General features: G+C 73.9%; 4 protein-coding genes. All 4 read left to right on the top strand.

The window, feature by feature from the left end; genetic code table 11:
* Window positions 1–73: 73 nt before the first annotated feature.
* The 4 genes from ACQP0P_RS29040 (at window position 74) to ACQP0P_RS29025 (ending at window position 12266) form a co-directional block, all read left to right on the top strand.
* Entirely contained in the window at window positions 74–2653 is a 2580-nt protein-coding gene (locus tag ACQP0P_RS29040; protein ID WP_433360232.1) for an AMP-binding protein, read from the top strand.
* A 61-nt stretch (window positions 2654–2714) separates the two neighbouring features.
* Window positions 2715–5801: a non-ribosomal peptide synthetase gene (locus ACQP0P_RS29035; RefSeq protein ID WP_433360229.1), complete on the top strand. Its 3087-nt coding sequence runs from the start codon at window positions 2715–2717 to the stop codon at window positions 5799–5801.
* A gap of 4 nt (window positions 5802–5805) precedes the next feature.
* Complete coding sequence (locus ACQP0P_RS29030) at window positions 5806–11295, top strand: amino acid adenylation domain-containing protein (protein WP_433360226.1); 5490 nt, start codon at window positions 5806–5808, stop codon at window positions 11293–11295.
* The gene (locus ACQP0P_RS29025) at window positions 11286–12266 is read left to right on the top strand and encodes a hypothetical protein (RefSeq protein WP_433360223.1); all 981 of its coding nucleotides are present in this window, start codon (window positions 11286–11288) and stop codon (window positions 12264–12266) included. Before ACQP0P_RS29030 ends, ACQP0P_RS29025 begins: the two co-directional genes overlap by 10 nt.
* Window positions 12267–12274 lie beyond the last annotated feature (8 nt).

The following is a 12274-nucleotide window of genomic DNA, read 5'->3' as shown; positions in this document are numbered from 1 at the left end:
CCATCCGGACCGCTCACGGTCCGGACCCTCACTCCCGTTCGATCCAGCGATCCCGAGCGCCCAGGAGGCCGGCATGAGTGTGCACGACCCGGCTCCGCCCACCGTTCCCCGGCTGCTCGCAGCACGGGCGGAGACCGATCCCGACCGCCCCGCCCTCGTCGCCGGTGAGCCCGGCGACGGATCGGGCGACCTGACCTTCGGCCAGTGGGAACGGCGTTCCAACGCCGCCGCCCGCGACCTGTTCGCGCGCGGGCTCCGTCCCGGAGACCGCGTCGGCCTGCTGTTCGGCGGGGACGAGTGGCCCGCCTTCGCCGTCGCCTTCTGCGCCGTGCTCAAGGCCGGCGGCGTGGCGGTGCCGCTCTCCGCCCGCCTCGGCGACCACGAGTTACGCGACACCCTGCGGCGTTGCGACGCCACGGGGGTGCTGCACGGGCGAGAGGCTCCCGCACCTGCCCTGGAGGACCCCGGGCGGTGGTGGTCACCGGTGCCGGACAGCGGCGACGGCTCGCCGGTCGGCGGCGTCGAGGCGCGGCCGGGCGACCTCGCCCAGATCATCTACACCTCCGGCACGACCGGCATCCCCAAGGGCGTCGGCGCCACCCACGCCAACCTGACCCACGGCCGCCCGCTACGTCCTCGCCGCCGGGCCTACGCCCACTCCGAGCGCTTCCTGCACGCCTTCCCCATCGGGACGAACGCCGCGCAGATGATGCTGATGGACGCCCTCACCGCCCACCCGGCCGCGCTCACCCTGCCCGGATTCGAGCCCGAGGAGTTCTGCCGCCTCATCGAGGCCCACCGGGTGGGCACCGTCTTCCTCGTCCCGTCCATGGCCATCGAACTGCTCGGTTCCGGTGCCCACCGCAGACACGACCTGTCCGGGGTGCTGCTGCTCAGTTCCTCGGCCGCCGCGCTGCCCCCGTCCGTCGCCCAGGACCTGGCCGTCGCCTTCCCGGGGGCGACGCTGGTCAACTACTACACCTCGACCGAGGCGGTCCCCGCCCAGACCACCATGATCGTCGACCCCGCCAGGCCCACCTCCCTGGGCCGCGCCACCGACCCCGGTGACCTGCGCATCCTCGGTGAGAACGGGGAGATGCCGCCTCCGGGCGAGACGGGAGAGGTCTGGCTCCGCTCCCCGGCGCCGCCGCGTTCCTACGTGGGCGACCCCGATGGCAGCGCGCTGGTCTTCCGCGACGGCTGGGTCCGGATGGGCGACGTAGGCCACCTCGACGCCGACGGCTACCTCTACCTGTCCGACAGGGAGACGGACGTCATCAAGTCGGGTGCCCTGAAGGTCTCGACCGTGCGGATCGAGGCGGTACTGCACGAGCACCCGGCGGTGGCGGAGGCCGCCGTCGTCGGCGTCCCCCACCCCGTGATGGGCGCGCTGCCCGCCGCCGCCGTACGGCTGGCCTACCCGGTGCCGGTGGACGAGATCCGCGACTTCCTGTCCGGGCGGCTGGCCCGCCACGAGCTGCCGACCAGGATCGTGCCGGTCGAGGAGTTCCCCCGCAACGACCTCGGGAAGATCCTGAAGTCCGGGGTCCGCGAGCTGTTCACCGCGCGGGGCCGCCGAGTCCCGCTGACCGCGGGGCAGGCCGGACCGCCGGCCCACGGGGAGACGGTCCGGGTGGCGATGCGGGTGCGCGACACCGTCGACCCGGGGATCCTGCGCAGGGCGCTCCGCGAGGTCGCCGCCGCCCACGAGGCACTGAGGCTCACCTTCCCCGTGCTGGACGGCGTCCGCGTCGCCGAGATAGCGCCGGAGGCGGAGCCCGAACTCGTCCGCGTCCCGGTGGAGGCCGCCGTCGAGTACGAGCTGTCCCGGGGGTTCGACCTCGAACGGGGGCCGCTGCTCAGGACGATCCTGACCGACCCCACCCCCGGCGGGTCCCTGCTGGTGCTCTGCGCCTCCGCGCTGGCCTGTGACGACTGGTCACTGGAGACGGTCCTGTACGAACTCGGCACCGCCTACGCCGCCGCTCTCGCGGGGCGTACGGCACCGGCCCCGCCGGCCACCGCGAGCTACTCCGGCTGGGCCGCCACCCGCCCCCCGGCCACGGGCGTCCCCCCGTCCCGGCCGGTGTCGCCGCCCCCGCACCTCCCGGCCGGTGTCGCCGGGGCATACGGCTTCGGCCTGCCGCCTGAGACGGCCGGGCGGCTGCGGCAGGTGGCGCGGGCCCGCTGGGTGGCACCCGCCGAGGTGGCCCTGGCCTGCTGGGCGGCCGCGCTGTCGCGGGCCGGGGGCCTGTCTGAGCCGACGGTGCTCGTGCGCGAGCCGGGGCGCTCGGAACCCGCCCACGCCACCCTGGTCGGCCCGCTCGCGCTGGACGTGCCCGTCCGGATCACGATCCCCGGCGACCCCGGCGACCTCGTCGATCCCGCCGCGCTGATCGGCCTCGCCGAAGCGGTGCCGGAAACAGCGGGGCACGCCGGCCGGTTCCGTTTCGAGGGCTTCCGCCCTGAGCCGTACCTGCCCGGCCTGAAGTCCGAACCGTACCCGCTGCCCGCGGCTCCGCCCGCCGACGGCGGGCCGTCCCTCACCCTCACCGAACAGCCGGACGGATCCATGTCCGGCGTCTGCGCGGGGCCCGTCGCCGATGACCTCGGCCGGGGGTTCCAGCGCCTGTGCGACCTTCTCGCTCCCTGATCGACCCCTGACTCCCCCTGATGAGCTCTCTTCGCCGAGCCCTCATCTGAGATCGGAAGTGATGCCAGTGACGTCCGAGATCGTCTCCGCACCCGTTCGGGCCTCGCTCGCCCAGCAGGGAATATGGTTCAACGAACGGCTGGGCGGCATCGGGACCGTCTACACGATGCCGTTCTCCGTCACCTTCGACGGCCCCCTCGACGCGGACGCCCTGGCCGCCGCCTGGGAGGGGCTCGTCGCCCGCCATCCCGTGCTGGCCCGCGCGGTCGAGGAGCGGCAGGGCGTGCCCTACCTGGTACCCGCCGTCCCACCCGGGCTGTGCGTGGTGGACACCCCGCGGGAACGGCTCGCGGAACTGGTACGAGCCGAGATCCTGCACCCCTTCGACCTGGCCGCCGGACCCCTGGCGCGGACGGTCCTGTACCGGGAGGGCGCCGGGCGGGCGACGCTGCTGGTCGTGGCACACCACGTCGTCTTCGACGGCGAGTCCACCTCGGTGCTCCTGCACGACCTCGCCGAGCTCTACCGGGCCGAGGTCACCGGAACCTCCGCGGACCTGCCCGAGCTGCGCCACGAGGAGCCGGGCACCGGGCGCGTCGAAGCCGGGCTCTCCTTCGCCAGGGAGTTCTGGAACTCGCGGTGGCGCCAACCGGCGGAGGTGATCCTGCCGGGACCGGCGGGGGAGGCGGCCCCAGTGGCCGAGGGTGCGGCCGAGGGCGCCGCCGTGGAGTTCGCACTGGCGGACGAGGCACGGGAGGCACTGACCCGGCTGTCGGAGGAGATCGGTGCCAGCAGGTTCGAGATCGTGCTCGCCTCGCTGCACGCGCTCCTGTACCGGTACGGCAACGCCGAGCCGACCGTCGCGGTCGATCTGGGCACCCGATCGCCGGAGACCCGCCACCACCTCGGCGCCTTCGTCAACGAGTTGCCCGTCACGGCCAGGCTCCAGCCGGACTGGAGTTTCCGCCGGTTCGTCGCCGATCAGCGGTTCGGCTACGGGCTCCGCTCCGATCTGCGTGGCCTCTACCGGGTCAGGGAGGTGCCGCTGTCGCGGGCGGTCAGCGGCGTACGGCCCGGCGTCTCGCTCGCGCCGGTCTCGCTCGGCTACCGCAGGCGCGAGGCCGCGCCCGCCTTCTTCGGCGTGGACGCCCACGTGGAGTGGGCGCTCTTCAACCACACGGTCCGCGGCGCCATGCGCGTGCACATCGTGGACGGGCCGGACCGGTTCGGCGTCGTCCTCCAGTACGACCCGGGGGCCATGGGCCGCGACGACGCCGAGCGGGTCGCCGCCCACTGGCGGACGCTGCTCGCCGCGGCGGCGGCCGAACCGGACGCGCCCCTGGCCGGGCTGCCGCTGCTCGGCGCGGAGGAGACCGGACTGCTGCTGTCGGGCTGGAACGACACCACGATCGACTACCCCGAGCTCACCCTGCCCGAGCTGGTGGCCGTGCAGGCGGCCCGTACCCCGGACGCCACGGCCGTCGAGTGCGGCACGGACTCGATGACCTACGCGGAGCTCCGCGCGGCCGTGGACCGCCTGGCCGGGCGGCTGCGCGCCGAGGGGGTGGGCCCGGGGGCGCTGGTCGCGATCTGCGCCGAGCGCTCACCGGCGACCCTGGTCGGGCTGCTGGCCGTGGCGCGGGCCGGGGGAGCCTACCTGCCGCTCGACCCCGGACACCCCGAGGAGCGGCTCCGTTTCGTGCTGGAGGACTCCGGCGCCGGGCTGCTCCTGACCGATCTCGCGACACGGGACCGCCTGTCCGGATTCGAGATCCCCACCCTCGTCCTCGAAGACCAGGCCGGCCCGGAGGAGCCGGCCGGTCTCGGCCGGCCGTCGCCGGAGGATCTCGCCTACGTCATCTACACCTCCGGCTCCACCGGGCGCCCGAAGGGCGTGGAGATCCCGCACCGAGCCCTGACCAACCTGCTGCTCGCCATGCGCGACCGGCTCGGTTCCCGCCGGGGGGACGGCTGGCTCGCCCTGACCTCGCTGTCGTTCGACATCTCCGCGCTGGAGCTCTACCTGCCGCTGGTCACCGGCGGCCGGGTCGTCATCGCCCCCGGCGACGTGGTCAGGGACGGGCGCGAAATCGTCAGGATCGCCGGGTGCGGCGTGACCCACGTGCAGGCCACCCCGTCCGGCTGGCGGATGCTGCTCGACTCCGGGCTCGACCTGCCGCACGTGACGGCGCTGGCCGGTGGGGAGGCACTGCCCGCCCCGCTGGCCCGTGAGATCCTGCGCAGGACCGGCCGTCTGATCAACGTCTACGGGCCCACCGAGACGACGATCTGGTCGATGAGCGCGGAGATCACCGAACCCGTCACGGCGGTGCCGATCGGCGAGCCGCTCGCCAATACCCGGGTCCATGTGCTCGACGAACGGCTCGGCCTGCTCCCGATCGGGGTGCCGGGTGAGCTCTGCGTCGCGGGCGACGGCGTCGCCGACGGCTACCGGAACCGGCCCGAGCTGACCGCGGATCGGTTCGCGGACGACCCGTTCGGCCCCGGGCGGCTCTACCGCACCGGCGACCGGGTGCTCAGGCGGGCCGACGGCCTGATCGAGTTCATCGGCCGGCTGGACGACCAGATCAAGCTCCGCGGCCACCGCATCGAGCCGGGCGAGATCGAGGCCCGGCTGCTCGAACACCCTCGAATCCGCCGCGCGGCCGTGCTCGCCCGGGAGGACGACAAGGGCGAGCGGCGGCTGATCGCCTACCTGGAGGCCGAGGCCGTCCCCGGTGACCTGCGGGAGCACTGCGCGAGGACGCTCCCGCCGTACATGGTCCCGAGCGACTTCGTGTGCCTGTCCCCGCTGCCGCTCACCGCGAACGGCAAGCTCGACCGGACCGCGCTGCCCGCCCCCGGCACGGGAGGAGAGCGGGAGGCGAAAGCGGGCTCGGCGGTGCCGGTCACCTACAGCGGCGTGGCCGCCGAGCTCCACGAGATCTGGTGCGAGGTGCTGGGGGCGGCGGGGGTCGGCCCGGAGGAGGACCTGTTCGAGCTGGGCGGGCACTCGCTCACCATCACCCAGATCGCCTCCCGGGTCCGCCTGCGCCTGGGCGCCGACCTACCGCTCCACGTCTACTACGACGACCCCACGATCCAGGCGGTCGCCGCCGCGGTCGAGCGCCTGCGCGGGGAGGGCTGAGCACGTGCCGACCCACCTGCGGGACGCCGCCCGCGCCGACGGCGTCCCGCTCTCGCCCGGCCAGGAACGGCTCTGGTTCCTGGATCAGCTCAACCCCGGTGACGCCGCCTACAACGTCTACGTCTCGGAACGGCTGCGCGGACCGCTGGACGCCGCGGCGCTGGCCCGCGCGTTCGGCGAGGTCGTGGCCAGGCACGAGGTGCTGCGCACCCGCTACCCGAGCATGGACGGCCGGCCGGTCCAGGTCGCCGAGGAGTCCGGCCCAGGACTGGAGCAGGTCGACCTGTCCGGTGAGACCGTGCCGGATCCGGTCGTGCGGGCGCGGGAGCTGGTGGCCGAGCTGACCAACCGGGGGTTCGACCTGGCGGCAGGGCCGGTGCTGCGCGCCGCCCTCATCCGGCTGGCCGCCGACGACCACGTGCTCTGCCTCGTCGTCCACCACATCGCGGTGGACGGCTGGTCGCTGGGCGTGCTCCGCGGCGAGCTGACCGCCCTGTACGAGGCGTTCGCCGCGGGGCTGCCCTCGCCGCTCCCGCCGCCCGCACTGCAGTACGCCGAGTACGCCGCGGCCCGCCGTGAGGCCCCCGCCGAGGAGGACCTGAAGTACTGGCGGGCCAAGCTCGCCGATCCGCCGGTTCTCGCGCTGCCCACCGACCGCCCGCGCCCCCGGATCAGGACCGCGCGCGGCGCCTACGTCTCGCGGATCATCCCCGGGCCGCTGGCGGCCGAGGTGGCCAGGCTGGCCAGGAGCGAGCGCTGCACGCTGTTCATGACGCTCACCGCCGCCTTCCAGGCACTGCTGGCCCGCCACACCGGGCAGGAGGACATCTGCCTGGGCACCCCGGTCGCGGCCAGGGACCGGCCCGAGCTGGAGGGAATGATCGGTTTCGTCGTCAACACGCTCGTGCTGCGGGGCGACCTGTCGGGCGACCCGACCTTCCGCGACCTGCTGCGCCGTACCCGCGCGACCGCGCTGGAGGCGTACCAGCGCCAGGACACGCCCTTCGACGTCCTGGTCAACGAACTCGGGGTGGACCGGGACCTGTCGCGCACCCCGGTCTTCCAGGCCCAGCTGGTCCTGCACGGCCGGGACCAGGAGGGGCCACCGCTGCCCGGGATCACCACCGAGCTGTTCGAGGGCGGCTTCGCCCTGTCCAAGTTCGACCTCTCCCTGGAGATCGGGCACGACGGCGACGGGCTACGGGCGCACCTCTCCTACAACGCGGACCTGTTCGAACCCGGCACCGCCGAACGGCTCGCCGCCCACTTCGAGAACCTCCTGCGTTGCGCGACCGGTGCCCCGGACACCCGGCTGTCGGAGCTGGAGCTGCTCGGCGAGGACGAGCGCGAGCTGGTCCTGGAACGATGGAACGGCAGGGCGTCACGTCCGGGCGCCGCCGGTGAGGTCACCACCCTGCACGGGCTCGTGGAGCGTGCCGCGGCCCGCTCGCCGGAGGCCGTCGCGGTCGTCTTCGGCGCCACCGAGCTGACCTACGGTGAACTCGACTCCCGAGCCGACCGGCTCGCCCGGGTGCTGCGCGGTCACGGGGTGGGCAGGGACGACCGCGTCGCCGTCTGCCTGGAACACTCGCCCGACCTGGCGGTGGCCGTGCTGGCCGTGCTCAAGGCGGGGGGCGCCTACCTGCCGCTCGACCCGGAGCAGCCCGCGGACCGGCTCGCCCACCTGGTCTCCGACTCGGGGACGACGGTGCTGGTGACCGCTCCGGCGCTGGCCGATCTGCTCCGCGCCCGGGTCACGGTCCTGCTCGACGGGGGCGAGGTCGTGGACCCGGGAAACCCCGCGGATCCTCAGCACCCCGCGGAAGCGGGACCGGACGACCTGGCCTACGTGATCTACACCTCGGGCTCCACCGGCCTGCCCAAGGGCGTCGCCGTGCAGCACAGGCAGGTCCTCAACTACCTCGCCGACGTGCGCGAGCGATTCGAGATCGTGGACGGCGCCCGGTACGCCCTGCTGCAGTCGCTCTCCTTCGACTTCGGAGTCACGATCTTCTACCTGGCCCTGGCCACGGGTGGATGCCTGCATCTCGTCCCGTCGCGGATCTCCGGCCCGGACCTCGCCGACTACGCGGACCGGGTGGGGATCGACTACCTGAAGATCACTCCCTCGCACCTGGGAGCGCTCACCGCCGAGGTCGACCCGCGCCGGATCCTGCCCCGCCGCATGCTCATCCTCGGCGGCGAGGGCTCGGTCTGGGAGTGGACCCGCGAACTGGCCGCCCTCGGCGTCTGCCGCGTGGTGAACCACTACGGCCCCACCGAGGCGACCGTCGGCGCGACCACGTACGAGGTGGCGGCCGAGGACGACGTCCGGGGGCCGATCACCCCGATCGGGCGGCCGCTCGGCCATGTCCGGGCCTACGTCCTGGACGCCGGCCTCAGGCCGGTGCCGATCGGCGTGGTCGGTGAGCTCTGCCTCGGTGGCGACCGGCTGGCACGCGGGTATCTCGGCCGCCCGGACCTGACCGCCGCCGCCTTCGTCCCCGACCCCTACGGCGGGCCGGGGGACAGGCTCTACCGCACCGGTGACCTGGCCCGCAGGCTGCCCAGCGGCGACCTGGAGTTCCTGGGCCGCCGCGACCTCCAGGTCAAGATCCGCGGGTACCGGGTCGAGCTGGGCGAGGTCGACGAGGCACTCCGCGCCCTCCCCGGCGTCGCCCACGCGGTGGTGGACGCCCGCGGCCGGCCCGGAGCACTGGAACTGGTCGCCTACCTGGTCGCGGCGGGGACATCCGGGGACCCCGAGGCCGAGGGCGCCGGTCAGGCCCCCTCGGGACCGGGCGTGGCCGAGCTGCGCGGGCGGCTGCGGGCCGTGCTGCCCGACTACATGGTGCCGACCCGCTACGTCTGGCTGGAGCGGCTGCCGCTGAAGTCGCACGGCAAGGTCGACAGGGCCGCGCTTCCCGACCCCGGGGCGGCCGGGCCGGATCGGACCGGGGAGTTCGAGCCGCCCTCCGGGATGGTCGAGGAGGCCGTCGCGGCGGCGTTCGCACAGGTGCTCGGGGTGGAGCGGGTCGGCGCCGGGGACGACTTCTTCGACCTGGGCGGGCACTCGCTGCTCGCCGTGCGGGTGGTCGCCAGGCTCCGCCGGAGCCTGGACGGCATGCGGCCGGTCAGTGTGATGGACCTGTTCGGCCATCCGAGCCCGCGAGCCCTGGCCGCCCTCGTCGAGTCGGACGACGGCGGGCCCCGCGGCCTGCTGTACGAGCTGACACCTCCGATCGCCACACCCGAGCTGTCCCTGGTGTGCGTGCCGTACGGCGGCGGCAGCGCGGTGGTCTACCAGCCGCTCGCCGACGCCCTGCCCGCCGGGTGCGCGCTGCACGCGGTGGCGGTGCCCGGCCACGACCTGGGGCTGGCCGAGGAACCACGCCCGCTGGCCGAGGTCGCCGCCGAGTGCGTGACCGAGATCCTGGCCAAGGTGTCCGGGCCGCTGGTGCTCTACGGCCACTGCGGGGTGGGCGGCGCGCTGACCGTCGAGATCGCCCGCCGGGTGGAGGCCGCGGGACGCCCGCTCGAGGCGGTCTACCTCGGCGGGCTGTTCCCGTTCGCCCGGCCCACCCACGGTGTGCTCGGCCGCTGGGCCCGTCTGACCCGGCTGGAACGGCTGCGCGCCGACCGGGGCCAGGTGAACTGGCTGACCGGAATGGGCGCCGACCTGTCCGGGCTGACCGAGGAGCAGCTGGCGTTCGTCGTGCGCAACATGCGGCACGACTCCCGCGAGGCGGAGGACTACTTCACCCGGCTGGTCGAGGAGGGGGCGGAACCGCTGAGGGCACCGATCATCTCGGTGGTCGGCGAGCGCGATCCCAGCACCGAGTTCCACCGCGAGCGCTACACCGAGTGGGGGTTCCTGTCGTCCCGTACCGCCCTCGCCGTGCTCGACGAGGGCGGCCACTACTTCCTCAAGTACCGGGCCGGGGAACTGGCCGAGATCGTCACCACGGTCCACCCGGCCCTCGCGGAACCTCCGGTGCCGGGGGCGGGGCCGCCGGAGCCCACCGGCGGCACCTGGCGCCTCGCCGCCAGTTCCGGCACTCCCGGCGTTCCGGGTGGCCCAGGCCGCTCCGGCGGGTCCGGCGGGCCGCACGGCCGGGAGGCGCCCGAACCGAGCCTGGCGCGCTTTCTGACGATCGCGGTCGGGCAGCTGGTCACCATCGTGGGGGCCACGCTCACCGAGTTCGCGATCCCCATCTCCACCTACCTGGACGGCGGATCGCTCACCCGGTTCGCCGTGCTCCAGGTGCTCGCGCTGATCCCCGGAATCCTGGTCGCCCCGCTGGCCGGAGCGATCGTGGACCGGTCGAGCAGGCGGGCCGTCATGCTCGGCGGCAACGTCGCGGCGCTCGTCGTGCAGCTGATCACCGGCATCCTGGTGTGGAGCGGCGGTCTGGCGGTCTGGCACCTGTACCCGTTGCTCACCGCCCTGTCCGTCGCGCTGACCTTCCAACGGCTGGCCTATGTCTCGGCCATCCCGCAACTGGTCCCCAAACGCTATCTCGGGCACGCCAACGGGGTGGTCCAGGCGACCACCGGTGTGGCGCAGTTCATCGCGCCGCTCGGCGCGGTGGGGCTGCTCGCGCTCACCGGGCTGGGAGGCATCCTGGTGCTCGACGTCGCCGGGTACGTCGCGGGCGTGATCGTGCTGCTCTGCGTCGCCTTCCCCGCGACGCTGGCCGGCGAGCGCCACGAGTCCGTCGCGGCGGAGATCGCCGGGGGCTTCCGGCTGCAGATGGGCCGGCCCGGCTTCCGGGCCATGCTGGTCTTCTTCGCGCTCTTCAACCTGGTGCTCTCCCCGGTGTTCCTGCTCTTCTCGCCGCTGGTGCTCTCCTTCGGGACGCTCGGCGACGCCGGGTTCGTCGCGCTGCTCGGCGGCGCGGGCGCGGTGACCGGCGGCCTGGTCATGAGCGTGTGGGGCGGCCCGGCGCGCCGCCGGATGTTCGGCGTGCTCATGGGGACGCTGGCGCTGGCGGCCTGCTGTCTGGTGACCGGCGCGCACGAGTCGCTGCTGTTCGTCGGGGCCGGTGCGTTCGGGGTGTCCTGCTCGCTCGCGCTCGTCAACGGCGTCTACGCCACCATCGTCCAGGTCAAGGTGCCCCAGCGGTTCCACGGCCGGGTCTTCGCGCTCAACCAGATGGTCGCGCTGTCGACGATCCCGCTCGGCGTGGCCCTGATCGCGCCGTTCGGCGAGCGCCTGCTGGAGCCGATGTTCCTGCCGGGCGGCCTGCTGGCCGATACGGCGGGCGCGGTCATCGGGGTGGGGCCGGGCCGCGGCATCGCGTTCATGTACATCGTGTGCGGCCTGCTGGTCGCGCTGATCGCGGCCGGCGCGCTGCGCAGCCGGGCGCTGTCCCGTTTCGACGACGAGGTGCCGGACGCCGTGGCCGACGACCTCGTCGGTATCGAGGCCCTGAGCCAAAGGACCGGCCCGGACGGAAGAACAACGAGAAAGGAGCCGGTCCAGTGTCCCTGACCGTCCCCGCAGTCCACGTCAACTGGACCGGCCCGTACCGGGCCGGCCTCCGCCGCCACCGGGACCGGGCGCTGGAGAACGGACCCTACGGCCTGCCGGTCGAGGAGATCCTCACCTGCGTGCACAGCGTCCATGCCTGGCGCTCCTTCCACGGAGGCGTCGAGCTGGTGACCGACGAGCTGGGAGCCTCCTACGCCGCCGCGCAGGGGCTCGACGCGCTCTACGACCGGGTCGACACCCGCCTGGACGAGCTGGACGCCCTTGACGTCGATCCGCTCCTGTACTTCGCGGCGGGCAAGAGCCACGCGGCCCTGTCGCGGACCGCGCCGTTCGCCGTGGTCGACACCGACCTCTACCTGCGCCGCCCCATCGACCACCTGGAGCGCGGCGGGTTCGTCTTCGCGCACTGGGAGTCGGTCGGCAACTCCGTCTACCCGCCGATCGAGGAGATCCCCAATCTCGCGGGCCTGGACCTGTCCCGCTGGACGTTCGACACCCCGGCCGCGAACATGGCCGTCTCGGTCTTCCTCGACGACCGGCACCGCGCCGAGTACGCCGAGGCGGCGATGGCGTTCATGACCGGTAACGCGGGCCCTTCGAGCACCGACCCGATCGTCCGCCAGACCTTCGCCGAGCAGCGCATCGCCCCCGCGGTCGCCCGCTCCCTCGGCGTGGACCCGCGCCCGGTCACCGAGCGCTTCTGGATCGTGGAGACCGAGGAGTGGGACGGGCCCTCCTACGCCGACCGGTTCCACCACACCTGGAACCAGAAGCGCCAGCTGCGCCAGTTCCCCGAGCTGCGCCCGGCCTACTGGCGCTACCTGCTGGAGGACCTGCTCTGGAACCACCCTTCCGCCGCCGACCTGCTCCTGTCGGTGCCCGCGCTCGAAGAGTGCGCCGACCTCATCCGGGCCGTCCGGCGCGACCTGGCCGCACACGGCCCCAGCATCCTCGACTGGAGGAGACCGTGACCCCGTAC

Source organism: Streptosporangium sp. CA-115845, assembly GCF_050943795.1.
In the GTDB taxonomy this organism is placed as follows: domain Bacteria; phylum Actinomycetota; class Actinomycetes; order Streptosporangiales; family Streptosporangiaceae; genus Streptosporangium.
This window is presented reverse-complemented; position numbering and strand designations above follow the sequence as displayed.

What these genes read in the sequence shown, in the direction of transcription:
- ACQP0P_RS29035 (WP_433360229.1), top strand. Translation starts at nt 2,715, where the DNA reads ATGCCAGTGACGTCCGAGATCGTCTCCGCACCCGTTCGGGCCTCGCTC.
- ACQP0P_RS29040 (WP_433360232.1), top strand. Translation starts at nt 74, where the DNA reads ATGAGTGTGCACGACCCGGCTCCGCCCACCGTTCCCCGGCTGCTCGCA.